Genomic DNA, 24,602 nt, shown 5'->3' on the forward strand with positions numbered 1-24,602 from the left:
CATCTCCTGCGTCACATCCAGGGGAAGATCGTAGTGGTTCTGGACAATGCGGGTATCCATCGGGCGAAGGTGGTTCAGGCGTTCGTGGAGATCCACGAACGCCTGTCACTGGTGTATCTACCACCGTACGCGCCAGAGCTCAATCCAATTGAGCGTGTGTGGGCGTACGTCAAGCGAAATGTGTTGGGGAATTTCTGTGCCCGTTCGGTCACCGTGCTCAAGGAGAAACTGGTCGGTGCCTGGCAGCGCGTCAGATACATCCAATTGCCGCGCCGCCTGATGAACTCTAATTTATGCCGCGATCAATAGAGCGATATTGCTATAAGATTGTGAACGAGAATGGATTGAGGAAAGAAGTTGAAATCGCTGACATTCCTTTGTATGGGCAGGCCGAAGAAGATATTGAAAAACCAACAGTCGATCAGTTAAAAGCCGCTTCGAGTGATGCCCTACTTTTTACTTTCAGGCGTTGCCATAATTATATTGCAGGCAATCAAGGTTTACAAAAACCAGAGGCGTTCTGGGAATTGCTAAAAATCATTTTTTCAAAGATTAAGGATGAGCGTGGAGATGAAATCACCTTCTATTCTACTTCAAAAGAACGCTCAAGTCTTACAGGTCAAATAAAATCAAGAGAGCGTATAGGAAAGTTATTTGATGCTGTCAAAAAAGAGTATCCGGCGATTTTCAACGAAGGTGAGAATATTGATTTGGATTCCAACGTACTAAACTATATTGTCTCACAACTACAAATGTATTCTCTTCTAGAAAGTGATGTTGACGTGAAAGGTCATGCTTATGAAGAAGTGGTTGGCTCAAATCTTAGGGGTGATCGTGGGGAGTTTTTTACCCCAAGGAATATTTGTAAAATGGCAGTAGGTATGCTTAATCCTGAAGAGGATCAAATTCTGCTTGATCCCGCTTGTGGCACTGGCGGATTTTTAGTTACAGCCATGAATCATGTTATTGCGAAAATATATAGCCAGGAATTAGAAAAGGAAAACAAAAGAAGTAAAGGTAATCCGGCAATAGACAAGGTGGAGCGGTTGACGCGAGACAGAGCGACACGTTACGCCAGTAGGTATGTTTACGGTATTGACTTTAATCCTAACCTAGTCAGAGCAACTAAAATGAACATGGTCATGAATAACGATGGCTCTGGTGGATTATTCCAGGCTAACTCATTAGCTCGTCCAGTTTTGTGGACTGAGGATTTACGTAAGCTTGATCTCATGAATAAAGTGGATTTAGTTTTTTCAAATCCACCGTTTGGAACTAAAATTCCTATCGACGATCAGGGAATATTGGAACAATATGATCTTGGGCATATTTGGGAGTATGACAGGAATACGGACGTATACACAAAAACGGATAAATTGCAGAAGAGTCAGTCGCCAGAAGTATTATTTATTGAACGATGTGTCCAGTTTCTCAAACCGGGAACTGGACGTGCTGCTATTGTCTTGCCAGATGGAATACTTGGCGCTCCCGGTATGGGATATGTACGTGAATGGATGCTTACTCACACTCGCATTCTTGCTAGTGTAGATTTACACCCTTTTACATTTGAACCGAACGTAAGCATTCAGACGAGCGTTCTGATTTTGCAGCGTAAAACTCAAGAGGAAATTGCACTAGAAAAGGCCGCGCAAAGAAAAAATAATTACAATGTGTTTATGGCCGTTGCGGATCGCGTAGGACACGACAAACGAGGCAATACTCTATATGTAAGAGACGACTATGGGAATGAAGTAGCCGAGGAGTATGAAGAGGATTTTTTTGAATTGAACGATGAGGGCAAAAAAGTTATTGGCAAGCGTCATGGCGTGAAAAAGATACTCGACGACAACACACAAGAAATAGTGGAGGTGTTCCGTCAATGGCTGAGCGTGCAAGACTAAATATTCAAAAACCCGAAACACTCAAGACTCGCTTACCAGTCATTTATTCTAGTATGAGCATTCAGTCATTTACAAATGGCGAACGTCGGCTAGAAGCTGAGAATTACCTCTTAGGGGGTTTCGGCTTACGCTTGAAATTAGAATCTCTCTGTTCTGGGCAAAATTTAGGCGCTCTTGCGAATATTTGGCAGCCATCGAGACTGAAAGCTGTATTGGTCAAAGAGAGTGTTGGTACTCCATTTTTAGCAGCAACTCAAGTGTTTGATGCACGCCCTGTTCCAAGGAAATTTCTTGCACTTGAGAAAACCTCCGAAACATCTCAGCGGTTCTTAAATCCTGGCGATTTAGTCGTAACTCGATCTGGTTCAGTTGGGCGAGCGACTATGATCAATAATTCGCACGAAGGAATGCTAATATCTGATGATCTTTTGCGACTTTCTATCAAAGATTCAAACATGCGTGGCTGGATTTATGCGTACGTGCGAACCCGTCAAATAAGAGAGATCATGCAAAGTTCTCAGTACGGCCATGTAATAAAACATTTGGAAACGCAACATTTGAAAAGTATTCCAGTATTCTTACCAAGCGAAGAAATTATTAGGCGTTTTGCTGATATTTTCAATAAAATAACGGATTTAAGGGGGAGTTATACAACTCTGCGGAAAGAGGTTGAGAAGATCTATGAATCCGAATTAAATATAGATCCATTATCACTGAATTTGGGCAACTATTTGACTATTAGCTCGAAACAAATATTTAGTAAGCGAAGGCGCTTTGAGTCAGGATACTATTGTCTGCCGAATAGACAGTTTGAGGGATATTTAGTAGAACAGAAGATTGACCAGGTATATTTAGGACAAGTGGCTAAATGTGAAGTCCCAAAAAGATTTAAGCATATCTATGTTAAGGAGGGAATACCCTATGTCGATAGTGCCGATATATTGGAGTTCAACCCAGACAATAAAAAGAATATAGCGCCCGGCAGCATAAATACTGAAGAGTATACGGTGGACAAAGATACGATCATTATGCCATGTTCGGGACAGATATATGGCAACCTTGGGCAAGCAATTCTATCCAATGAGTTCTTTGAAAATAAGATTCTGTCAAATCATATAATGAGAATTCATCCCAGAGAAGAAATTGATGCAGGTTATCTATGTTGTGTACTTTCACATCCAACTCTAGGCCGTCCAAGGCTCCAATCCATCGCATTTGGGCATAGCGTTCCAGAGTTGGCTCCAGAGGATATTGAAGATTTGACGGTTCCCAGACTTGGAAAGCAGATCGAAGATGAAATCTCGCGACTATACAGGGAAGCTGCGGAGGCTCATGGTAGGGCCGACATACTAGAACGCGAACTTGAATTAGAAGCAGAGCAAGTTATTCAAAAAAGGTTAAGTCTCAAGGACTTGGCGGCGAAAAACTAAATATTTAGCGATACACAATAACCCCCGCCCAGTTTCCCAGGCGGGGGTCATCACTTCTCAACTTTTAGCGGATCAGGCTTTAACTTCGCCCTTGCTCCGTTCCAGAATGCTTCTCAAGACCGTTTGCAGGATGCCGCCGTTCTTGTAATAGTCGATTTCCACGGGGGTATCAATCCGGCACTGGACGGTGATCTCGCGGGTCACGCCGTCCTTGCCCACGCGCAGGGTCACGTCCTGGCGCGGCTTCAGATCGGCGGGCAAGACCACATCAATCAGCTCGTCGCCCGCAATGCCCAGGCTCTCGGCGGTGTCGCCATTCTTGTATTGCAGCGGCAACACGCCCATGCCCACCAGATTACTGCGGTGGATGCGCTCGAAGCTCTCGGCCAGCACGGCCCTGACGCCCAGCAACATGGTCCCCTTGGCGGCCCAGTCGCGGCTGCTGCCCATGCCGTAGTCCTTGCCCGCCAGCACGAACAGCGGAATGTTGCTGGCCTTGTAGTTCTGCGCGGCGTCGTAGATGCTGGTCACGTCGCCGGTGGTGTAGTCGGTGGTAAAGCCGCCCTCGGTGCCGGGTGCAAGCTGGTTCTTCAGGCGAATGTTGGCGAAGGTGCCGCGCGTCATGATCCGGTCATTGCCCCGGCGGCTGCCGTAGCTGTTGAAGTCCACCGGCTTGATGCCCCGGTCTGTCAGGAACTTCCCGGCGGGGGTGTCGGCCTTGAAGCTGCCTGCGGGACTGATGTGATCGGTGGTCACGCTGTCGCCGACCTTGACCAGTACGCGCGCGCCCTCGATGCTCACGATCTCGCTGGGGCCATTCGCCAGATTCTCGAAGAAGGGAGGGTTCTGGATATAGGTGCTGTCAGCATCCCATTTGTACAGCGCCCCATCCGAGACGGGGATGGCGTTCCAGTCGGCGTTGCTCTTCTCGATGCCGTCGTAGACCTTTTTGAACATCTCGGCGTTGATGGCCTGATCCATGATGCTCTGAATCTCAGCGTTGCTGGGCCACACGTCGCGCAGGTAGACGGGCTGGCCGTCCTTGGCCGTGCCGATGGGATCATTCACGATGTCGTTGACCACCGTTCCTGCCAGCGCGTAGGCCACCACCAGCGGGGGCGAGGCCAGGTAGTTGGCCCGGATGTGCGGGTTGATGCGGCCCTCGAAGTTGCGGTTGCCGCTCAGGACGCTGGCCGCCACCAGATCGCCGCCGTTGATGGCGTCCACCACGGGTTCGGGCAGCGGCCCGCTGTTGCCGATGCAGGTCATGCAGCCGTAGCCGACGGTGTTAAAGCCGATTTGGTCCAGGTAGGTTTGCAGGCCTGCGTTTTCCAGGTAATCGGTGACTACCCGACTGCCGGGGGCCAGCGAGGTCTTGACCCAGGGCTTAACGGTCAGCCCCAGTTCCACGGCCTTCTTGGCCACCAGCCCGGCGGCGATCAGCACGCTGGGGTTGCTGGTATTGGTGCAGGAGGTAATCGAGGCCAGCGTGACCGCGCCGTGGCCGATCTTCATATCGGTACCGGTGATCTGGCCCTGCGCGCCCAGCTTGCTCTCGTGCAGCTCGAAGCCGCGCGCCTTGACGGGGGCCGTCAGCGCCTCGGCAAAGACGGTGTGCATGTCGTTCAGGTTCACGCGGTCCTGCGGGCGCTTGGGGCCAGCCAGGCTGGGAACGATGCTGCCCAGGTCCAGTTCGATGGTGTCGGTGAACACCGGATCGGGCGTCGCATCGGTGCGGAACATGTTCTGCGCCTTGTAGTACGCCTCCACCAGTTCGATCTCGTCTTCCAGGCGGCCCGTGCGGCGCAGGTAACGCAGCGCCTCGTCGTCCACCGGGAAAAAGCCCATCGTCGCGCCGTATTCGGGGGCCATGTTGGCAATCGTGGCGCGGTCCGGCAGGGTCATGTTGCTCAGGCCCGCGCCGTAGAACTCGACGAACTTGCCCACCACGCCCTTCATGCGCAGCATCTCGGTGACGCGCAGCGCCAGGTCTGTGGCAGTTGCGCCTTCCGGCATCCGGCCCGTGATCTTGAAGCCCACCACTTCCGGCATCAGCATGTAGATCGGCTGACCCAGCATAACGGCCTCGGCCTCGATCCCGCCGACGCCCCAGCCCACGATGCCCAGGCCATTGATCATGGTGGTGTGGCTGTCCGTGCCGACGAGGCTGTCGGGATACACCACGACGCCATCGTCTTCGGGGCGGCTCTGCACGCCTTTCGCCAGGTATTCCAGGTTGACCTGATGGACAATCCCGCTGGCAGGCGGCACCACGCCGAAGTTATCAAACGCCTGCTGGCCCCAGCGCAGGAACTCGTAGCGCTCGCGGTTGCGCTCGAATTCAATCGCCATGTTGTTCGCCAGCGCCATATCGGTGCCGAACTCGTCCACCTGCACCGAGTGGTCAATCACGAGGTCCACGGGAATCAGCGGGTTGATCTTGTTGGGATCGCCGCCCATCGCCACCATTGCCGAGCGCATGGCCGCCAGATCGACGACGGCAGGCACGCCCGTGAAGTCCTGAAGGATCACGCGGGCAGGCTTGAAGGGAATCTCCACCTCTTCGTTTTTGGGACTCCAGCCCGCCACCGTCAGCACGTCCTCGCGGCGCACGTCGTACTCGTTGGCCTCGCGCAGCACGCTTTCCAGCAGCACCTTGATCGAAACGGGCATCTTGGAAATGTCGTGGCCCTGCTCCTCGAACTTGTTCAGGTTGTAGAAGTAGAGTTTCTGACCGCTGTGGGTGGTCAGGGTGTCGCGTGCGTTAAACAGGTTCATCGCCTTTTCGGTCGCCATTGTTGGTAGCCTCCTTGCCCTCACGGGCGCTGCCCTTATGATATGCCGCGACGAGCAGAAACCGGGCGTCACCCGCCCAGTCACGACGTTCATCTTCTGTCACTACGCTAGGAACAACACACGATTTTTCTAGAAGAGGTTTTCCCATGTCAGAGCAACTCGAACCCCACCAGAAAGCACGATTGACCGCCCTGGAGACCACCGTGCGCGACGGCCTGCGCGATTTTCGCCGCACCGGGCAGGCGCTGAGCGAAATCCGCGACAATGAATTCTTCCGCGCGGGCTACGGCTCCTTCGAGGCGTACCTGCAAAACCGCTGGGGCTTCACGCCACCGCAGGCCGGACGGCTGATGGACGCCGCAGATGTGGCGAGGGTGCTGGACCCGCTGGGCATCCAGCCGAAGAACGAGGCGCAGGCCCGCACCTTCAAGGCCGCCGCCAGAATCGTCACCGAACTGGAGCCAGAAGACCAGCGCGTGGTGGCCCGGCTGGTGGAAGGCGTCATGCCCCCCCAGACTGACAACGAGGAAGATTCCCCGCCCTGGGACCTGCCCGCCGCCGAGGTGCGGATCATGGCGAGCGTGGTCAAGAAACTGGACGCAGACGCCACCGTGTATCACCCAGGCAGCGGCGCAGAGGTGCCAATGGGAACCCTCAGCGGCCCGGAACGCTACGAGATCATCCGCACGCATGTGGACCGGAAAACCCAGGCGTACCGCGAGAAGCAGGAGGCCAGGGCCAACGCGCCGCAGTCCGAGAGGGTCAACTGGGGCGACTGGATGCTGAACTATGCCTCGCAGCACCTGGGGCCGGGGCAGCGGCTGGAGCTGGTGGTGGAACCGGACGGCAGCGGCGCTTCCCGCGCGGTGGCGAGGGTGGTGGACGGCAACACCGGCGAGGTTCTGGCGGCGGGTGCGGGGGCCGTGACGCTGAAGAAGGCGGCGCTGAATCTGGCGGCGGAGGTGCGGGGGTAGGTCTCAAACCGTCGAAGCATCGAACGGCCTGACCGCTCAGAAAATGAATCTCCTGTGTTTTCTGGGTTTTCCGGCGGTCAGACCCACCTTCACCCATATGTCATGCTTAAAGCTCCGAAGGTCACAATTCGCCACATTCACCTGGGGAGGGGAAAGATGACACATAGCTTGAAGAAGGGCAGTTTCAAACGGGGCGTTCTGTTGCTGGGCACGGCGCTGCTGCTGGGGCAGGGCAGCCTGAGCTGGGCGCAGATGGGGTCCGGTGGGGCCAAGGTTTCCAACGCCAGCGGAACGGGCGGCGCAGTCGCCACCGTGGACCACGACGCCAGCCTGGCCGCCATGAAGATTCTGGAATCGGGCGGCAACGCGGTAGACGCGGCTGTGGCCGCCGCCGCCACTCTGGGCCTGACCGAGCCATTCTCGTGCGGCGTGGGCGGCGGCGGCTTCATGGTGGTGTATCTGGCCAGGGAAAAGCGCGTCATCACCATTGACCACCGCGAGATGGCCCCGGCGTCCTTCACGCCGTCGGTGTTTCTGGAGGGCGGCAAACCGATTGCCTTTGGCGAGCGCGTGACCAGCGGCCTCTCGGCAGGGGTGCCCGGCACGGTGATGGGCTGGCAGGAGGCGCTGCGCCGCTACGGCACCAAAACGTTCGCCGAGGTGCTGGCCCCAGCCATCGCTCTGGCCAAGAGCGGCTACGTGGTGGACGACTACTTCCAGAGCCAGGTCAAGGACAACCAGGACCGGTTCAAGACCTTTAGCAGTTCCGCCGCGCTGTACCTGCCGGGAGGCAACCTTCCCGCCGTGGGCAGCACACTGAACAACCCGGACATGGCGCGTACTTACGAGGCCATCGCGGCGGGCGGCGCACAGGCGTTCTACACCGGGGCAATCGCGCAGGCGATGGTCAGCACGGTGAACACGCCCCCGGTTGTGCCCGGCAGCACCGCCAACGTCCGCAAGGGCAACTGGACGCTGGCCGACGTGGCCAACTACGAGGCGCGCATCCGCCAGCCCACCGTCAACACCTACCGGGGCTACGCCATTTATGGGATGCAGCCCCCCTCCAGCGGCGGCCTGACCATCGGCGAGACGCTGAATATCCTGGAAGGCTACGACATCGCCAAGCTGAGCGAGGCGGACGCCTACCACCGCTACATTGAGGCCTCGCGCCTGGCCTTCGCGGACCGGGGCGCGTACATGGCCGATCCCGAATACACCGACGTGCCGCAAACGGGCCTGCTGAGCAAGGACTTCGCGGCCACGCGGCGGGCATTGATCGGGGAAAAGGCGGCGGCAGGTTCGGTGCCAGCGGGCAATCCCTTCAAATTCCAGACCGACCCCAGCATCCCGCTGCTGCCCGCCCCCGCCGGGCTGGAGGGCCAGAGCACCACCCACCTGACGGTCAGCGACGCCGAGGGCAACGTCGTGTCATACACCTTTACCATCGAGACCATCGGCGGCAACGGCATGGTGGTCCCCGGCTACGGCTTCCTGCTGAACAACGAGCTGACCGACTTTGACGCCGTGGCCCCGCACCCCAATGTCCCCGAGGCGGGCAAGCGTCCGCGCTCGTCGATGAGTCCCACCATCGTCCTGAAAGACGGCAAGCCCGTGCTGGCGCTGGGCAGTCCGGGCGGCTCCACCATCATCACCACCGTGGGCCAGGCCATCATGAACATTCTGGACCGGGGCATGCCCGTGCAGGCGGCCATCGACGCGCCGCGCTTTTCGCAGCGCAACGGCGAGAAGACCACCGTGGATCAGGGCGGCGAGAACTCGGAACTGGCAAAAGCCCTGGCAGCGATGGGCCACCAGTGGTCCACCACCGACGCCAACGGCAAGCTGGCCGTCATCCAGTTTGGCGCGGATGGCAAGGTCACGGCGGCCACCGAGTCCAAACGCGGCGGCGGCGGCAGCGCGCTGGTTCAAAAGCCGTAATTTTTTAAGTTGATTGAGCCGTCTCGAAGCCAAATTCGGTTCGGCACGCTGAGGCACATCTACCGGCAGGACACAGACAGCGTTTCAGGACTCGTATTTCCGATAAGGAGAGGGCAGCGCCCAATCGCACTGCCCCCTCCTGCTATCGGCCTGAAATGTTGACCTCTGCTGACCGCTGCACTTACTTCTTCGGCTCGTCGGCCACCTGTCCGGTCACTCCGGGGGCCACCCAGGACATGCTGTTCAGGTCCGCCACGCTAATGACCTTGCCTGCCGGAACACGCAGAATACCGTTGCGGTCCTTGATCGGGCCGGTGAAGGGATCGAACTTCCCGCCCTTTTCCATCTCGGCCTTCAGGGCCATCACGCGGTCATAGACGCTGACCTGCTTGCCGCCCACGGTCATCTTTTTGGCCTTCATCTGGGGCACCCATTTGGGATTGACCGCCATGCCTTGCTGCGCGCCGAGTTCCACGCTGCCGCCGCGCAGCAGGTTCCAGTAGTCCACCTTGTCCAGGTTGCCCGCTTTGTAGGTGCCTTCATGCACCTTGGTCAGGAAGTCGATGTAGATCTTGTCCCAGTGGACCAGTTGGCCGCTGACCGCGTAATCGGGGGCGAATTTGTACATCGGCGAGTAGTGCGCGAACGAGGGGACTTTGCGCGCGGCTGCCGTCTGGACCACGGTGGCGGTGTCCTCGGTAAAGGCCAGCGCGCCCGCGCCCTCGCTGATCAGGGCCTCGGCGGCCTCGCGGGCCTTGTTGGGGTCAAACCACGCGTTGATCCACTTGACGCTCACGGTGGCCTTGGGGTTGACCGCCCGCGCGCCCAGCGCAAAGGCGCTGATGTGCCGCTTGAGTTCGGGGACCGGGAAGGCCGCCACATAGCCCAGCTTGTCGCTCTTGCTGACGGCGGCGGCCATCATGCCGTTCAGGTAATAGATCTGGTAGAAGTCGGCCATGTAGGTGCCCATGTTCGGCGCACGCTTGAAACCGCTGGCATGCATGAACATCACCTTGGGGTATTTCTTGGCCGCCTCCAGCGTCTGGTCCATGAAGCCAAAGGACGTGGTGAAGATCACCTGGCAGTTGTCCTTGACCAGCCGGTCGATCACGGGCGTGGCCTGGCCCTCCGGCACGCTTTCCACGTATTTGGTTTCCAGCCAGGGCAGCGCCTTTTCCGTCAGCTTGCGGGCCTCGTCGTGCGCGTAGCTCCAGCCGATGTCACCCACCGGGCCAACGTAGATAAAGCAGGCTTTGAGTTTATCACCGGTCTGGGCCTGGGCGGCGGGACCGCCCGCAACGCTGAGCAGTGCGACGGACAGGGGCAGGGCAGCCAGCAGCGCTCGTTTCAGGGGGAATCTATTCATGGGTAAACCTCCAATGAAGAATGTCGGGAATCCTCCCACATTGTGCCCGCAATTGACCGGCCATGAAGCGGGCTTGTCTGACAGCTATCCCGCGTCCCGGATGGCGTTCCAGAGTCAATGTCGCCCACGTCTACAAACGAGGAGCGCTGGGACAGCCGACAGAGGACAGCGATAGAGCACAACGACAGAGGCAGGAGGACTCGGCTTTCATACAACCTTAAGGTTTTGTTGGGCCTCCTCCCCATTTCGCAAAGCCTGTGACGGTTTGTTGAACCGATGTCGCGCAGACTGCGTATAGCTGAACGAGAGGCACAGCCCACTTCCCAGACGGCACGGCCACAGGAGGCCCACCCATGAGCAACAAACCCGAAGACAACGACACCAACCCCAACGAAATCAATCCCAGCGAACGCCGCATTCTGATTCCCGGCAGCGACATCAACCCCCGGCGCGAGTTCCTGCGGAGTGCCGCGCTGTTTACCGGCACCGTGGCCGCGCTGGGCGGCGGCCTGGAAGTCTTGACCCGCCGCCCCGGCGTGGGCAGCGCCGAGGCGCAGGGCACCGATTTTGCCCGCGCAGACCGCCCGCTGGGACCATACGACACCAAGGAAGCGGTGACGCCTTACCAGCAGGCCACCACCTACAACAACTTCTATGAGCTGGGCACCGATAAGGCTGATCCGGCGCGCAATGCGGGCAGCCTCAAGCCGCGCCCCTGGACGGTCAAGATCGACGGCGAGGTCAAGAAGCCGCAGACGGTGGACATCGATACCCTGCAAAGCTGGTTTCCGCTGGAAGACCGGATCTACCGCATGCGCTGCGTGGAAGGCTGGAGCATGGTCATGCCTTGGCTGGGCTTCCCGCTGGCCGGGCTGATTCGCCGCCTGGAGCCAACCAGCAAGGCCAAGTACGTGCAGTTCACGGCGCTGCTGGACCCCAAGCAGTTGCCGGGCCAGAGGAGCAATGTGCTGGACTGGCCGTATGTAGAAGGTCTGCGGCTGGACGAGGCGCTGCACCCGCTGGCCTTTATGGCAGTGGGCCTGCACGGCAAGGTGCTGCCCGGCCAGAACGGCGCGCCGCTGCGCCTGGTGGTGCCGTGGAAGTACGGCTTCAAGGGCATCAAGAGCATCGTCAAGATCACCCTGACGGAAAAGCAGCCCAAGACCACCTGGGCGCTGGCCGCGCCGAGCGAGTACGGCTTTTACGCCAACGTCAACCCCGCCGTGCCGCACCCGCGCTGGAGCCAGGCCACCGAGAGGCGCATCGGTGAGCTGGGCCGCCGCAAGACCCTGCCCTTCAACGGCTACGCCGACGAGGTGGCCGGGCTGTACAAGGGCATGGACCTCAGGAAGAACTTCTAAGCATGAGCACCGGTGACGCCCGCTCAGCCGCGCCTGCGGTCACAGCTCAAGCCAATCCCAAGCGGAAGGCCGCCTCGCTGAGCTGGCTGGTCCCCGCCGTCACGGTGGGCGGCCTGCTGCCGCTGGCGGTGCTGATCTGGGACGCCTACAGCGGGGCGCTGGGGGCCAACCCGATTCAACGGGCCACCCTTCAGACCGGGCTGCTGACGCTGACGCTGCTGGTGGCCTCGCTGGCGTGTACGCCGCTGCGGCTGCTGACGGGCTGGACCTGGCCCGCGCGCATTCGCAAGGCGCTGGGGCTGCTGGCTTTCGGCTACGCGGCGCTGCACTTCCTGATCTACCTGCTCGATCACGGCTTTAGCCTGGGCGTGATGTTCGAGGACGTGCTGAAACGCCCCTTCGTGACGGCGGGCTTTACGGCGCTGCTGCTGCTGGTGCCGCTGGCCCTGACGAGCGGCAAGAACTCGGTCAAGAAACTGGGCTTTCAGAAGTGGACGCGGCTGCACCAGTTGGTGTATCTGTCGGTGGCGCTGGGCGCGCTGCACTACTACTGGGGCGTCAAGAAGGACCATGTGCCGCCGCTGATCTACGTCGGGGTGATCGCCGTACTGTTCGCAGTGCGCTTCATCAAGCGCAAGCCGACGAAGAAGAAGGCTGGACCAGAGAAAACCAGTCCCGCCTGACCTCGCAAAACCGGTCCGCGCCGCCTCTCCCTCCCGGCAGAAGGTGGCGCAGCTTTTTGTTGGGTTGAACCGCAGCCCACTGTCAGCCCGTACAACAGGTGAAGGCCCGCTCCTCAACCCCAGGGCGAGGCCGCGCGAGGTGTCCTCCTATGAAACGTACCCTGCTGCTGTCCACCGCCCTGACGCTGCTGACCTCCGCCTGCGCGGTCACGTCCGGGTCCGGCACCAGCCCCCCTGCGCTGACGGGCGGCCCGTGGCTGAACACCGCCGCCCAGAACATCGGCCCCAGCCTGGCCGACTTGCGCGGCAAGGTGGTGATCGTCAATTTCTGGGTGTACTCGTGCATCAACTGCCACAACAGTCTGCCCACCCTGAAGGGCTGGTACAGCAAATATAAGGACCAGGGGCTGGAAATTATCGGCATTCATACCCCCGAATTTGAATCGGACAAGCCCACCGAAAACGTGATCGCCTCGTTGAAGGAGGACGGCGTGACCTGGCCGATCTTGCAGGACAATGCCTCGGCCAACTGGCGGGCGTGGCAGAACCGCGCGTGGCCTACCTTTTACCTGATCGACCGCGCGGGCAAGGTCCGCAGCGTCCACCAGGGCGAGATCAGCAGCCGTTTTCCGCAGGCCATTCCGGGCCTGGAAGCCAACCTCAAGAGCCTGCTGGCCGAGAAGTGACGCTGCTGGCCGCGCTGCTGGCCACGGCGGTTCCAGTCGCGCCCTCCGCCCACCTGACCGTGAGAATCGTGGCCCCGCCCGAGGTCCATTTCAACCGGCGCGGCGACTCCACGCTGACGGTGGTGGCCGGTCAATACGAGAAAACATTATCCCTGGGCGGTGTGCCCGATCCAGTGGACCCGGACAACGTGTATCTGAGCCTGAACCCCATGACGCTGGCCTTCGGCGGGAAGTTTGGCGGCATGGTCAAACTGAAGGCGCGCCTGTTCCTGTGTGACGCCAGGAACGGCATCTGCACGGTGGAAGAGCTGGAGAAACAGGTCCGGCTCCGGCCAGGGCAGCAGCTCGGTCTGGAGTGGAAGGTGGGCCGGGACACCCGCTGATACGGATTCCGATTGAAAGGTGTTGGAAACACCTGGAAATCCGAACGAAGTGAGCAGGAGAAAAACGGGTTCCGGGCGTGGAGTGTAGGAATCGGCGCTGTCCCGATTTCTGCACGAAACAAACGGAATTCGTATGAGACCACAGCCGAACTGGCAAATGTCCCGCCGCCGTGATTTCCTCCCCCACAGGTGCGCGATAATCGGGGCATGACGCAAACTGCCCCGAAAGCCGCCCCCGATATCGCCCCTGACATCGACTGGGCCAATCTCGGCTTCAGCTACATCCGCACCGATCTGCGCTACCTGTCGCACTGGAAGGACGGCGCGTGGGACGCCGGAGCGCTGACCGAGGACAACGTGCTGCACATCGCGGAGGGCAGCACGGCGATTCATTACGGGCAGCAGTGCTTCGAGGGCCTCAAGGCGTACCGCTGCCAGGACGGCAGTATCAATGTCTTCCGCCCGGACCAGAACGCCGCCCGCATGCGCCGCAGTTGTCGCCGCGTGCTGATGCCCGAAGTCCCTACCGAACAATTCATCGGCGCAGTCACGCAAGTCGTGAAGGCCAACGAGCGCTTTATCCCCCCATACGGCACGGGCGGCTCGCTGTACTTGCGCCCCTTCGTGATCGGCGTGGGCGACAACATCGGCGTGCGGACGGCCCCAGAGTTCATCTTCGGCGTGTTCTGCGTGCCGGTGGGGCCGTATTTCAAGGGCGGGCTGACTCCGCAGAACTTTCTGGTGTCGTGCTATGACCGCGCCGCGCCGCACGGCACCGGGGCAGCCAAGGTAGGCGGCAACTACGCCGCCAGCCTGATGCCGGGCCAACTGGCCAAGGACACCGTGATCGACGGCCACCACTTCGCCGACGCGCTGTACCTGGACCCCGAGACCCACACCAGGATCGAGGAAGTGGGGGCGGCCAACTTCTTCGCGGTCACGCAGGACGGACGCTTTGTGACGCCCAAGTCGCCCAGCATCCTGGAGAGCATCACCAAGTACAGCCTGCTGTGGCTGGCCGAACACCGCCTGAAGATGCCGGTGGAGGAGGGCGACGTGTACATCGACGCGCTGGACGGGTATACCGAGGCGGGTGCCTGCGGCACGGCAGCCGTCATCACGCCCATCGGCGGCATCCAGCACGGCGAGACCTTCCACGTCTTCCACAGCGAGACCGAGGCCGGACCCGTGACCCGCCGCCTGTACGACGAACTGGTGGGCATCCAGTACGGCGACGTGGCTGCGCCGGACGGCTGGATCGTAAAGGTTTGAGGGCGAAGTCTGAATTCAGCGCCGGTAAGGTCCGTTCTGGAGCCGTTGGCGCTGGGCCGGGGGACGGGGCATCTGGACGTGCCCCCCTCCTTTTCTGCGGCCCCCGCTAGACTCCGGCCATGACTTCCCCGCTTCCCCTCGACCACGAACACCTTCAAAAACTGGTAACGGCTGACCTGGTGCGGCCCGATCACCTGCTGGGCGCACATCCCACCACCGAAGGCGGCGTGGAAGGCGTGCGCTTTGCGGTATGGGCACCCAGCGCCACCCACGTCAGCGTGGTGGGCGACTTCAACGGCTGGAACGGCTTCGACAACGCCCTGAACCGGCTGGACTTCGGCTGCTGGGGCGTCTTCGTGCCCGGAGCACGCCACGGCCAGCGCTACAAGTACCGCGTCACCGGCCAGGCCGGCCAGACCGTGGACAAGATGGACCCCTACGGCACCTTCTTCGAGACCCGCCCGGCCACCGGCAGCATCGTCTGGGATGGGGCCTACGAGTGGAATGACGGCGAGTGGATGCAGGGGCGCTCGGCGGGCTTCGACCGGCCCGTCAGCATCTACGAATGCCACGCCCCGAGCTGGGGCAAACGCGACGACGGCTGGTTTCTGAATTACCGCGAGCTGGCGCACCGGCTGGGCGATTACGTGACCTATATGGGCTACACCCACGTCGAGCTGCTGGGCGTCATGGAACATCCCTTCGACGGCTCGTGGGGCTATCAGGTCACGGGGTATTACGCGCCGACCAGCCGCATGGGCAACCCGGAGGACTTCAAGTATCTGGTGGACCATCTGCACGGTCTGGGCATCGGCGTGCTGCTGGACTGGGTGCCGGGCCATTTCCCCACCGATCCGGCGGGACTGGCCAGCTTCGACGGCGGCCCGCTGTTCGAGTATGCCGATCCGCGCAAGGGCTTTCACCACGACTGGAACACCCTGATCTTCGACTACGGGCGCAACGAGGTGGTGATGTTTTTGATTGGCAGCGCCGTCAAGTGGCTTCAGGACTTTCATGTGGACGGCCTGCGGGTGGACGCGGTGGCCTCGATGCTGTATCTGGACTTCTCGCGCACCGAATGGATTCCCAATATTCACGGCGGGCGCGAGAATCTGGAGGCCATCGCCTTCCTCAAGCGGCTGAACGAGGTGGCGCACCACATGGCCCCCGGCGTGATGATGATCGCCGAGGAAAGCACCTCCTTTCCCGGTGTTACCACCCCCGCCCCCTTTGGCCTGGGCTTCGACTACAAGTGGGCGATGGGCTGGATGAACGACAACCTGGGGTATTTCAAGGAAGACCCGCTGTGGCGCGCACACCACCACCACGCGCTGACCTTCTTCAACGCCTACCGCACCAGCGAGAATTTCGTGCTGGCGATCAGCCACGATGAAGTGGTCCACCTGAAAAAGAGCATGGTCATGAAGATGCCCGGCGAGTGGTACGCCCAGCGCGCCCAGTACCGCGCCTTTCTGGGGTTGATGTGGAGTACCCCCGGCAAGAAGCTGCTGTTCATGGGCCAGGAGTTCGGGCAGTCCACCGAATGGAACCACGACAAGGAACTGCCGTGGTACATGGCCGATCAGCCGGACCACCGGGGCATCATGAATCTGGTGCGCCGATTGAACGACCTATACGTCAACCGTCCCGACTGGCACACCGCCGACACCCGCGAGGAAGGCATGCTGTGGACCAGTGCCGACGACGCCGAACACAGCGTCTACGCCTACCTGCGCCGCGATCCTGCTAGCGGCGCCTGGAGCCTGATCGTCGCCAACCTGACGCCCATTTACCGTGACCTGTACCCCATCGGTGTGCCGCAGGGCGGCGACTACCGCTTGCTGCTGTCCACCGACGACGGCGACTATGGCGGTTTCGGCACTCAGCAGCCGGATTTGACGGCCAGGGAGGAAGGCTGGAACGGCCAGACCCATCACCTGCGCCTGAACCTGCCGCCCAGCAGCGTCCTGGTGCTGGAGCCGGTGGCCTGGATGTCACCCGCCGAACTGGTGGGAATCGGGGACGCGGCGCAAGACACGCCCAACGTTCAGCATCAGGAGGCACTCCCGGTTCAGAGTGCCGAGCGCGAGTGGGTGGGCGGCGCGTTCACCGAGGCACAGGCCCGCACTGCCCAGACTGCCCGCACTGCCCGCATCGCCCAGACCGCCCAGACCGGCGATGCCGAGGCACGACTGCTTCAGCCGGAAGAGGCCCGCGATCTCGCAGCCCCGGAGTCTGCTGCCCGAAAGGCCGCGCGCGAATGGGTGGGCGGGTCGTCCTCGCCGGAAGCGAACGCTGGAGCCGGGTCGATGGTTCCAAACGCCGCCACAACTCCTGAACTTTCAGCCGAAGGAAGGCTGTCCGGCGAAAGTGGCGAATCCACGCCCACCCCAGAGCATCAAGCGGACCCGGTGGAGCTGGAATCCACCCGTACCCTGACCGCGCGGGCCAGCCGCAAGGCCGCCGGGTCGGCAGGACCAGGCGAGGAGGCTCCCCAGACCCGCAAACCCAGGGCCAGCCGCGCCAAGAAGGCCGGGGCAGAGGCGGAATCTGCGGCGGACGGCAGCGAACCCGCCAGGCCCAAGCGGACGCGCAAGCCCAAAGCCGTTGCAGAAGCGGGTGCGGACGGTGCGACTGCGGAGGCCAAACCCGCCCCCAAGCCCCGCAAGCCCAGGGCCAAGAAAGCGGCGGCAGACGGCGCGGAGACTCCGGTGCAGGCCACACCCGATCAGCACACCCCGACTGAGGAATGACCACCCCCCGGCCCACTCCCGATCCGCTGACCATTGTCAGCTTCGCGCTGCTGGGCGTGCTGGCGGTGCTGTTGCTGATCCCGTTGCTGATAGGCCGCCCGCCACCCAGCCCGTACCTGATCGCGGGGCTGCTGCTGCTGCGGTTGGGCGTGCAATTCCTGCGCTCGCGCCGCGACGAGCGGCTGCGGCGGCCCGCCAGTTGGGCCTTCGATCTGCTGCTGATCGGCCTGATCTTTTACGTGGCGGGCAACCAGCCTGGGTAGATGGACGTCAATTTGAGTGGCGCTCAGATCCACCTCCTCCGGCGGGGCGTTGATTGCTACATCAAAGAAGAGGCCAGAAATAGCCGCCTGGACGAGAAATCCTGCTGGCCTACAGCTCGCGCAGCTTCGCCAGCACCGCTTCGGGGCGCACGGTGTACTCGCCAGGCTGGGCCTCGATGTGCTGGAAGCGCACCACACCGCCCTTATCGACCAGAAACACCGCGCGTCCGCTGATGCCGCGCTCGTCGATGGCCACGCCGTACTGCCGCGCCACATTCAGGTTCATGTCCGAGAGCAGCGGCACCTCGATGCCGTACTCGGCAGCCCAGGCGCGGTGGGCGTGAATGCTGTCGCGGTTGACGCCCAGCACTGCCGCCCCGGCCTCGGCGAAGTCGTCCTGCCGCCCGGAGTATTCGGGCAGTTGCATGCTGCACACCGGGCTAAAATCCAGCGGATAGAAGACCAGCACCACGTTCTGGTGACCCTTATAACTGCTGAGGGTCACCGTATCGCCGGTGTTGGCGGGCAGGGTGAACTCGGGGGCAGGCTGTCCGACAAGGCTCATACGGGGCAGTTTACCCGCTGCGGCGCACAATGAACGGCAGTTAAACCCATTGAACCGCGTCCCAGATCAGAAGAGTGTCAGGCGCTGCGGGCTAGGCTGGGCAAATACCGTTTCCAGCCCTGCCTCAATATCCCTGCCTCGATATCAATGTGTCACCCTGATCGGGCAGCCAGGCAACGGGAACGGCTCCAACAGCCCCAACCTCACCCCGAAGCATTGCGGGTGACCCAAGGAGGAACCCCACATGGCCGAGATTCTGCCCCCTAACATGCTCAACGAACGCCCCCAGACCCCGGCGGGCCTGCTCAGCAGCCGCGAGAAGGACCGATTGATCGAGCGCGGTTTTCTGGGCCTGTACCGCTGGTACACCGCCCGCAGCCAGGAAACGCGCAACTGGAACCCGGACCGCAGCTTCGACTGGAAGGCGCTGAGCCGGGACCTGCCGCCCGAGATCGTGACCGTGACCCAGGGCTTTTTTGCCGTGGAACAGTACGCGCCGGACTTCACCAGCAGCCTGCTTAATCTGGTGCGCCGCAGTCACGGGCGCAGCCACTTTCAGTTGCGCTGGGGCAGCGAGGAAGAGAAGCATGCCGACGCCTGGGAAAACGCCGTGCTGTTCAGCGGCAAGCGCAGTCCGCAGTGGATCGCCGAGTACAAGGAGCGCCTGAAGTCCCAGACCTGGGAGCTACCCTTCCCCGACGCCATCCACAACCTGGTCTACACCGTGTTTCAGGAACGCGCCACGCAACTGAACTACCTGAACATGATGAAAATCGCCCTGGGCAAGAGCGACAAGCCGCATCTGGCGGATTTTTCGGACCCGGTGCTGGCCAAAGTCGCGCAGACCATCGCGGTGGATGAGGCCGCGCACTACAACTTCTTCCTGGAAGGCGTGCGGATGTACCTGTACTACTACCCGCAGCGCACGCTGGACGCCATCAAGAACGTGATCACTCAGTTTTCCATGCCCGCCTCCATGCTGGTCCCCGACTGGAAGGAGTTCTCGGAAACGGTGTACCACGCCGGAATCTACGGCCCGCGCGACTTTAACCGCGACGTGATGCAGGTGGTCTTCCGCAACCTGGGCATCGACAGCCGCAAGGCGCTGGAAGAGGGGATCAAAAAGACCCGCGAGGTGCCAGACTTCGACGGCTACAACCACCAGAGCACCGCCATTTTCGACAGCTTTGACTACGGCATGGTGGAGGGCGACGTGAAGCGGCTGCACCTGAAGATTCAGGACTACGAGAAAGAAATCGGCTTCGACATGGTGGACCCCACCGAGTTCGTGGAGAATCCGGCAGTGCCAAGGGCCGGGTCTAAAAGCAGCGGGCAGGCGGCGGACGACTGAGGATGACGGAGCGAAGATTAGCCCTGGTTTCGGCTGGGGCTGTTTTGTTTCTATTCGCGGCCTGCCCGCTGTCCCCTGATCCCCGCCGCTCTTGCCGCGTCCCCCGCGAGCGGCTGGGCCAGTGACTGGGCCAATGACTGGGCCAGTCACCCGCATGAAGAGAAGGTTCACCTCAAGGCATCATTCCGTAATCGAATCATCCTGACCCGGTAGCCGCCTTCCCGCTCTACCCTGTCTCCCATGCCTGCCTTCGAAGTGTTTTTCGTCTTTCTGCGTCTGGGTCTGACCAGCTTTGGCGGCCCGGTGGCGCATCTGGGCTATTACCGCGCGGAACTGGTGGTGCGCCGGGGGTGGTTCACCGAGGCCGGATACGCCGATCTGGTGGCGCTGGCGCAGTTTCTGCCCGGCCCAGCCAGCTCCCAGGTGGGGATGGCCTCGGGCCTGTTGCGGGCGGGGTGGCCAGGAATGCTGGCGGCGTGGCTGGGCTTCACCCTCCCCAGCGCAGCGCTGATGTTCACCTTCGCGCTGGGCCTGACCCGCTGGGGTGGCGCGGACACTGCGGGCGCGCTGGCAGGGCTAAAAATTGCGGCGGTGGCGGTGGTGGCGCAGGCGGTGGCGGGACTCTGGGGCAATCTGGTCACAGACCGGTTGCGGGCGGCCCTGGCGCTGGGCGTGGCGGCGGCGCTGCTGCTGTGGCCGGGTGCGGGCGTGCAGGTGGGGGCGCTGCTGGTCTGCACGTTGATCGGCTGGCGCTTTCTGCGGGCGGCGGCGGCTGAGGAGCGCGGCCTGCCCGCTGTTCCTCTCTCTCGCCGGGTGGGCGCGGCCCTGCTGGTGGCCTGCGCAGCCGGATTGCTGCTGTTGCCGCTGCTCGCGCCGCTGGGGCCGGGGTGGACGCTGCTGGACGCCACCTTCCGGGCCGGGGCGCTGGTCTTCGGGGGCGGGCATGTGGTGCTGCCACTGCTGGAAACAGGTTTTGTTCCGGGCTTCGTCAGCCATGAAACCTTCGTGGCCGGGTACGGGGCGGCCAACGCAGTGCCGGGGCCGCTGTTCACCTTCGCCACCTTTCTGGGTGCGGCGCAGACGGTGACCTCTCCCCTGCTGGGCGCGCTGATTTCCACGCTGGGCATCTTCCTGCCAGGGGCGCTGCTGATGGCCGGAGCGCTGCCGTTCTGGTCCGCGCTGTCGGCCCGGCCTGCCGCCCGCCATGCCCTGGCCGGGTTGAATGCCGGGGTGGTGGGCCTGCTGCTGGCGGCGCTGTACAACCCGGTCTTCACCAGTGGCATCGGGGGACCGCGTGATCTGGCGCTGGCGCTGCTGGCTTACGCTGCCCTCAGCGCCGGACGCCTGCCCGCGTGGGCGGTGGTGCTGGGGTGTGCGTTGGTGGGATGGGTGGCGCTGTAAGGAAAAGAGGGGACGGTGTGCAGTGTGCGGTAGGCGATGTTGCACCTCACTACCCTTGCGGTGGAGTCGCAAACCGGCTTGAAGACGGGCAGCCGGGCAGGCCACAACCGCAAGCAGGTTGCCCTGGCTGGTCAACTATTGACCTCCAGCCCATAGATCTCCAGAAACCGCGCCACCCGTGCCTCCAGGGTGGGCAGAAAGGCCACCTCCCCGCACACCCAGTCCGGCTGGTAGTGGCGGCAGACCGGAGGCCGCGAGGCGTAGATCTGGCAACGACAACCCGCGTCCAGACGCGCGCAGGCCACGCCCAGCGGTTTGTTCAGGGCGTGAATGTCGGGGGCCGCGCAGCACGCGCCGCAGCCGGTGCAGTCCCGGACGGACTGCGAACGCAGCGCATATCCGGGCGGCGCGGCAAAGCGGTCCATCCCTACTTCAGCGCCCGCACAGCCTCGATCAGCGCGTCATTCTCGGCAGGCGTGCCGATACCCACGCGCAGGCAGCCTTCCAGCCCCCTCTGGCGGTCCTGGCGGCGGGTCACGATGCCGCAGTCGATCAGCCAGCGGTAGGCAACCTCGGCATCGGGGGTCCGCAGCAAAAAGAAGTTGGCGCGGCTGGGCAGAGCCTGGCAGGTGGGGTGATTCTCCAGCGCCGCCAGCACCCGCTCCCGCTCGGCCACCGCCTCCGCGACACGCTGCTGCACGTAGCCGGGATATTCCAGGGCCACTTCCAGCGCCGCCTGAATCAAGCTGCTGACATTGAAGGCCGGAACCAGTTTCTGAAGCTGCGTGGCCAGATCAGCTCCCGCCAGCGCGTACCCGGCGCGCAGTCCGGCCAGCCCCCACGCCTTAGAAAAGGTCCGCAGGCTCAGGGCGTTGGGGAACTGGCGCACCAGGTCACGGCCATCGGTGCGGCTGTACTGGTAGTAGGCCTCGTCCAGCACCACCACCCATTCCCCGGCAGCGTCCAGCAGCTCGCGCACGGCGGCCTCGTCGTCCACATGGCCTGTCGGCGCGTGCGGCTGGGTGATGTACAGCACGCCGGGGCGCTGGCGCTGGAGTTCGACTTTCAGGCGGTCCACCGGCATGGAAAAGTCCCCATTCAGCGGTACCTGCACCAGCCGCGCGCCCAGCATCTTGGCCTCCAGGGTATACACGCTGAACGTCGGGTCTACGGTCAGCACGGTCTGCTCAATGCCCGCCAGCTCGGTCAGCAGCTTGATCAGCACATTGCTGCCGGGGGTGACCACCACGCCCCCCGGCTCCCAGCCCTCGTATTCGGCGATCCAGGCAGCCAGCGTATCGGCGTGCAGATCGGGGTAACGGTTCCAGGGTTGCGCCAGCATGCGCTCGGCGGCCCTGGCCTTCAGTTCCGCCGGGAAATCATATGGATTCTCGTTCTGATCGAGCTTGATCGGCACTTTGATTGGATTGAAGGGGTAGGCCGGAACCGCCCGGACAGCGGGCCGCACACCCACAGGCGCGCCTGTGACAGGAGGATTGGAGGTCATGCCCTGTGTTTTACCACCCGCCTCCCGTCTGCGGGGTAGCGCCGTCCACAAGTGCCAAACGCCCGTGAGACAGCGTGCTACGCTGGGGGTCAATCGGCGCTCCCCACGCCCTCCCGCACCCATGACTGAAACTGCCAAACCCCGCCGCGCCCAGATTCTCGATTCGGCCAGCCGCCTGTTTTCCGAGCGCGGCTACCACGCCACCAGCATGCGCGATCTGGCCGGGGATCTGGGCATGCAGGGCGGCAGCCTGTACGCGCACATCAGCGGCAAGGAAGAATTGCTGATCGAGATCGTCAACGTGGCCTCGCGGCAGTTCGACGAGGCGCTGTTCACCCTGCGCGACACCCAGATGCCCGCCGACGAGAAGCTGCGCGAGGCCATGCACCGCCACATCCGGGTGGTGGCCGACAACATGGACAGCGCCACCGTGTTCTTTCACGAGTGGAAACACCTGTCCCCGGAAGCCTACGCCCGCGTGACCGGCTGGCGAGACAGCATCGACACCTTTTACCGCGAGCTGATCACGCGCGGCATTCAGGACGGCACCTTCCGCGCCGATCTGGACCCGCGCATGACCGCCTACCTGGTGCTGTCCGCCGTCAACTGGGCCTACACCTGGTATCGCCCCGGCGGCCCGCTGACCCCGCAGGACGTGGCCGACAGCTTCGCGGACATGCTGCTGGGCGGGCTGAAGGCCGAGTTGGGGTCCGGCGCATGAGCCACCCCACCGTCACCGTCCCGATCCGTCAGGCGCTGAAGTACGCGCAGGACCGCGCCGAGAAATTTGGGCGCACGCAGCAACTGGAAATCGGCGCGGACCTGTTCATCCGCATCGCCCCTGGCGGGCGCAAGTTTTTGCTGTTCTGCCTGGACGACGAGCCGGAACGCGGCGTGGCCGAGGTCATTGCCGCCACGCTGGCCCTCAAGAATCCCGAGTACGGCTGGCACCAGGGCCAGACCCTGCGTTCCATGACCGTGATCGAGGAGGGCGCGGAGAATGTGCCGGAAAGCGGGCCGGGCGAGGCAGAGGACGGGGTCTAGAACGACAGTCTGAACGCCGGAGCCATTCAGTTGACCCTGGCGTTCAGACCTTTCGACTGTTAGACCTTCCCGCTCATGCCAGACTGCTGTTCCCCATCACCCCGGTCCAGATCAGCACCAGAATTAGCGCGCCCACCACCACGCGGTAAACGGCGAAGCCCTTGAAGTCGTTGGTGGACACGAAGCGCAGCAGCCAGCCAATCGCCAGATACGCCACCACGAAGCTGACCGCCGCGCCCAGCACCACGTTGATAATGCCGATCTGGGCCAGGATCTCGCGGCTCTTGATGAAGTCCAGCAGCGCTGCGCCGCCCAGCGTGGGCACGCCCAGGTAGAAGCTGAATTTGGTGGCGGTGGGGCGGTCCAGGCCCAGCACCATGCCGCCCAGAATGCTGCTGGCACTGCGCGAGAAGCCCGGCCACAGCAGTGCCAGACACTGAATGGTGCCGATGAACAGCGACTTGCGAATGCCGATGGTCTCGATCTCATGAACACTCGGCGCAATCCGGCGGCTTTCCACCAGCCACATGATGATGCCGCCCACGATCAGCGCCCAGGCCACCACGCTGGGGCGAAACAGATTGGCCTTGATCACGTCGCCGAACAGCAAGCCCAGGATCACGGCGGGGATACACGCCACCACCACGCCCAGCCACAGGGTCCGCTGGGATGGGTCCGTGCCAATGTGCCGGATGTTCAGGAAGTCACGCCAGTAGTACACCAGAACGGCCAGGATCGCGCCGCCCTGAATCACCACCTCGAAGGTGTTCTTGACGGCCCTGGGCCACGGCACGCCCAGCAGGTCCCCGGTCAGGATCAGGTGACCTGTCGAGCTGATCGGGAGGAACTCGGTGATGCCCTCGACAATGCCGTATACAATCGCGTAGAACCAATCCATGACCGCCAGAGTGTAAGCCCTCTCACG

General features: G+C 61.9%; 21 protein-coding genes and 1 pseudogene. 16 read left to right on the top strand and 6 right to left on the bottom strand.

Annotated features, from left to right (window positions below):
- The 3 genes from Q322_RS21060 to Q322_RS23435 all read left to right on the top strand — a co-directional run.
- A partial coding sequence (locus Q322_RS21060) for a transposase (RefSeq protein ID WP_211248905.1) occupies positions 1-309 on the top strand: 309 nt, incomplete at its 5' end.
- 20 nt (positions 310-329) lie between these two features.
- On the top strand, positions 330-1,901 hold the full coding sequence (locus Q322_RS22560; RefSeq protein WP_211248906.1) for an HsdM family class I SAM-dependent methyltransferase: 1,572 nt from the start codon (positions 330-332) through the stop codon (positions 1,899-1,901).
- Positions 1,880-3,331, top strand: a complete 1,452-nt coding sequence (locus Q322_RS23435) for a restriction endonuclease subunit S domain-containing protein (RefSeq protein ID WP_156953052.1) — start codon at positions 1,880-1,882, stop codon at positions 3,329-3,331. Before Q322_RS22560 ends, Q322_RS23435 begins: the two co-directional genes overlap by 22 nt.
- Before the next feature lie 72 nt (positions 3,332-3,403).
- On the opposite strand, the gene acnA is transcribed toward Q322_RS23435, so the two are convergent.
- Positions 3,404-6,127, bottom strand: a complete 2,724-nt coding sequence (gene acnA, locus Q322_RS0113725) for an aconitate hydratase AcnA (protein WP_029478482.1) — start codon at positions 6,125-6,127, stop codon at positions 3,404-3,406.
- Between the two features lie 146 nt (positions 6,128-6,273).
- On the opposite strand from acnA, the gene Q322_RS0113730 reads away from it, so the two are divergent.
- Both Q322_RS0113730 and ggt read left to right on the top strand, forming a co-directional pair.
- Positions 6,274-7,101 (top strand): hypothetical protein, encoded by an 828-nt coding sequence (locus tag Q322_RS0113730; RefSeq protein WP_034418632.1) that lies wholly within the window; start codon positions 6,274-6,276, stop codon positions 7,099-7,101.
- A 156-nt stretch (positions 7,102-7,257) separates the two neighbouring features.
- Positions 7,258-9,042: a gamma-glutamyltransferase gene (gene ggt, locus Q322_RS0113735; RefSeq protein ID WP_051668586.1), complete on the top strand. Its 1,785-nt coding sequence runs from the start codon at positions 7,258-7,260 to the stop codon at positions 9,040-9,042.
- Between the two features lie 181 nt (positions 9,043-9,223).
- Here ggt and Q322_RS0113740 read toward each other — a convergent pair whose 3' ends face one another.
- Positions 9,224-10,408 (bottom strand): BMP family ABC transporter substrate-binding protein, encoded by a 1,185-nt coding sequence (locus Q322_RS0113740; protein ID WP_051668588.1) that lies wholly within the window; start codon positions 10,406-10,408, stop codon positions 9,224-9,226.
- Positions 10,409-10,761: 353 nt separating this feature from the next.
- Between Q322_RS0113740 and msrP the strand changes: the two genes are divergently transcribed.
- The 7 genes and pseudogenes from msrP to Q322_RS0113780 all read left to right on the top strand — a co-directional run bounded on the left by msrP (position 10,762) and on the right by Q322_RS0113780 (position 17,809).
- Complete coding sequence (gene msrP, locus Q322_RS0113745; protein ID WP_029478486.1) at positions 10,762-11,769, top strand: protein-methionine-sulfoxide reductase catalytic subunit MsrP; 1,008 nt, start codon at positions 10,762-10,764, stop codon at positions 11,767-11,769.
- A 2-nt stretch (positions 11,770-11,771) separates the two neighbouring features.
- The gene (locus tag Q322_RS0113750; protein WP_029478487.1) at positions 11,772-12,452 is read left to right on the top strand and encodes a protein-methionine-sulfoxide reductase heme-binding subunit MsrQ; all 681 of its coding nucleotides are present in this window, start codon (positions 11,772-11,774) and stop codon (positions 12,450-12,452) included.
- A 149-nt stretch (positions 12,453-12,601) separates the two neighbouring features.
- Positions 12,602-13,138 carry a redoxin domain-containing protein gene (locus tag Q322_RS0113755; protein WP_029478488.1) on the top strand — a complete coding sequence of 179 codons (537 nt, stop codon included), beginning with the start codon at positions 12,602-12,604 and terminating at the stop codon, positions 13,136-13,138.
- Entirely contained in the window at positions 13,135-13,521 is a 387-nt protein-coding gene (locus Q322_RS0113760; RefSeq protein ID WP_029478489.1) for a hypothetical protein, read from the top strand. The genes Q322_RS0113755 and Q322_RS0113760 overlap by 4 nt, the downstream gene beginning before the upstream one ends.
- Before the next feature lie 207 nt (positions 13,522-13,728).
- Complete coding sequence (locus tag Q322_RS0113765; protein WP_156953053.1) at positions 13,729-14,793, top strand: branched-chain amino acid aminotransferase; 1,065 nt, start codon at positions 13,729-13,731, stop codon at positions 14,791-14,793.
- A 119-nt stretch (positions 14,794-14,912) separates the two neighbouring features.
- Positions 14,913-16,778, top strand: a pseudogene (locus Q322_RS0113770) (1,4-alpha-glucan branching enzyme); the annotation flags it as partial.
- Positions 16,779-17,542: 764 nt separating this feature from the next.
- Positions 17,543-17,809, top strand: a complete 267-nt coding sequence (locus Q322_RS0113780; protein WP_029478491.1) for a hypothetical protein — start codon at positions 17,543-17,545, stop codon at positions 17,807-17,809.
- A 109-nt stretch (positions 17,810-17,918) separates the two neighbouring features.
- Here Q322_RS0113780 and Q322_RS0113785 read toward each other — a convergent pair whose 3' ends face one another.
- Positions 17,919-18,374 carry a peroxiredoxin gene (locus tag Q322_RS0113785; RefSeq protein ID WP_029478492.1) on the bottom strand — a complete coding sequence of 152 codons (456 nt, stop codon included), beginning with the start codon at positions 18,372-18,374 and terminating at the stop codon, positions 17,919-17,921.
- A gap of 244 nt (positions 18,375-18,618) precedes the next feature.
- Here Q322_RS0113785 and Q322_RS0113790 point away from each other — a divergent pair, with 244 nt between their 5' ends.
- Both Q322_RS0113790 and chrA read left to right on the top strand, forming a co-directional pair.
- Complete coding sequence (locus tag Q322_RS0113790) at positions 18,619-19,725, top strand: acyl-ACP desaturase (protein WP_029478493.1); 1,107 nt, start codon at positions 18,619-18,621, stop codon at positions 19,723-19,725.
- A gap of 240 nt (positions 19,726-19,965) precedes the next feature.
- Complete coding sequence (gene chrA, locus Q322_RS0113795; protein WP_029478494.1) at positions 19,966-21,126, top strand: chromate efflux transporter; 1,161 nt, start codon at positions 19,966-19,968, stop codon at positions 21,124-21,126.
- A 131-nt stretch (positions 21,127-21,257) separates the two neighbouring features.
- On the opposite strand, the gene Q322_RS0113800 is transcribed toward chrA, so the two are convergent.
- Both Q322_RS0113800 and Q322_RS0113805 read right to left on the bottom strand, forming a co-directional pair.
- Positions 21,258-21,551: a YkgJ family cysteine cluster protein gene (locus Q322_RS0113800; protein ID WP_029478495.1), complete on the bottom strand. Its 294-nt coding sequence runs from the start codon at positions 21,549-21,551 to the stop codon at positions 21,258-21,260.
- Between the two features lie 2 nt (positions 21,552-21,553).
- Positions 21,554-22,633, bottom strand: a complete 1,080-nt coding sequence (locus Q322_RS0113805) for a pyridoxal phosphate-dependent aminotransferase (protein ID WP_029478496.1) — start codon at positions 22,631-22,633, stop codon at positions 21,554-21,556.
- A gap of 121 nt (positions 22,634-22,754) precedes the next feature.
- On the opposite strand from Q322_RS0113805, the gene Q322_RS0113810 reads away from it, so the two are divergent.
- Together Q322_RS0113810 and Q322_RS0113815 are read left to right on the top strand one after the other, a co-directional pair.
- Positions 22,755-23,354 carry a TetR/AcrR family transcriptional regulator gene (locus tag Q322_RS0113810; RefSeq protein WP_029478497.1) on the top strand — a complete coding sequence of 200 codons (600 nt, stop codon included), beginning with the start codon at positions 22,755-22,757 and terminating at the stop codon, positions 23,352-23,354.
- Positions 23,351-23,677, top strand: a complete 327-nt coding sequence (locus tag Q322_RS0113815) for a hypothetical protein (RefSeq protein ID WP_029478498.1) — start codon at positions 23,351-23,353, stop codon at positions 23,675-23,677. The genes Q322_RS0113810 and Q322_RS0113815 overlap by 4 nt, the downstream gene beginning before the upstream one ends.
- Before the next feature lie 73 nt (positions 23,678-23,750).
- On the opposite strand, the gene Q322_RS0113820 is transcribed toward Q322_RS0113815, so the two are convergent.
- Complete coding sequence (locus tag Q322_RS0113820; RefSeq protein WP_029478499.1) at positions 23,751-24,575, bottom strand: undecaprenyl-diphosphate phosphatase; 825 nt, start codon at positions 24,573-24,575, stop codon at positions 23,751-23,753.
- Between the last annotated feature and the right edge of the window lie 27 nt (positions 24,576-24,602).

The organism is Deinococcus frigens DSM 12807, assembly GCF_000701425.1.
Lineage (GTDB): Bacteria > Deinococcota > Deinococci > Deinococcales > Deinococcaceae > Deinococcus > Deinococcus frigens.

Coding starts and splice junctions, on each gene's coding strand:
- Q322_RS0113780 (WP_029478491.1), top strand. CDS start 17,543: ATGACCACCCCCCGGCCCACTCCCGATCCGCTGACCATTGTCAGCTTC.
- Q322_RS0113740 (WP_051668588.1), bottom strand. CDS start 10,408: ATGAATAGATTCCCCCTGAAACGAGCGCTGCTGGCTGCCCTGCCCCTG.
- Q322_RS0113730 (WP_034418632.1), top strand. CDS start 6,274: ATGTCAGAGCAACTCGAACCCCACCAGAAAGCACGATTGACCGCCCTG.
- Q322_RS0113805 (WP_029478496.1), bottom strand. CDS start 22,633: ATGACCTCCAATCCTCCTGTCACAGGCGCGCCTGTGGGTGTGCGGCCC.
- Q322_RS0113765 (WP_156953053.1), top strand. CDS start 13,729: ATGACGCAAACTGCCCCGAAAGCCGCCCCCGATATCGCCCCTGACATC.
- Q322_RS0113785 (WP_029478492.1), bottom strand. CDS start 18,374: ATGAGCCTTGTCGGACAGCCTGCCCCCGAGTTCACCCTGCCCGCCAAC.
- Q322_RS0113800 (WP_029478495.1), bottom strand. CDS start 21,551: ATGGACCGCTTTGCCGCGCCGCCCGGATATGCGCTGCGTTCGCAGTCC.
- acnA (WP_029478482.1), bottom strand. CDS start 6,127: ATGGCGACCGAAAAGGCGATGAACCTGTTTAACGCACGCGACACCCTG.
- ggt (WP_051668586.1), top strand. CDS start 7,258: ATGACACATAGCTTGAAGAAGGGCAGTTTCAAACGGGGCGTTCTGTTG.
- Q322_RS0113790 (WP_029478493.1), top strand. CDS start 18,619: ATGGCCGAGATTCTGCCCCCTAACATGCTCAACGAACGCCCCCAGACC.
- Q322_RS23435 (WP_156953052.1), top strand. CDS start 1,880: ATGGCTGAGCGTGCAAGACTAAATATTCAAAAACCCGAAACACTCAAG.
- Q322_RS0113820 (WP_029478499.1), bottom strand. CDS start 24,575: ATGGATTGGTTCTACGCGATTGTATACGGCATTGTCGAGGGCATCACC.
- Q322_RS0113750 (WP_029478487.1), top strand. CDS start 11,772: ATGAGCACCGGTGACGCCCGCTCAGCCGCGCCTGCGGTCACAGCTCAA.
- chrA (WP_029478494.1), top strand. CDS start 19,966: ATGCCTGCCTTCGAAGTGTTTTTCGTCTTTCTGCGTCTGGGTCTGACC.
- Q322_RS0113810 (WP_029478497.1), top strand. CDS start 22,755: ATGACTGAAACTGCCAAACCCCGCCGCGCCCAGATTCTCGATTCGGCC.
- Q322_RS0113755 (WP_029478488.1), top strand. CDS start 12,602: ATGAAACGTACCCTGCTGCTGTCCACCGCCCTGACGCTGCTGACCTCC.
- msrP (WP_029478486.1), top strand. CDS start 10,762: ATGAGCAACAAACCCGAAGACAACGACACCAACCCCAACGAAATCAAT.
- Q322_RS0113815 (WP_029478498.1), top strand. CDS start 23,351: ATGAGCCACCCCACCGTCACCGTCCCGATCCGTCAGGCGCTGAAGTAC.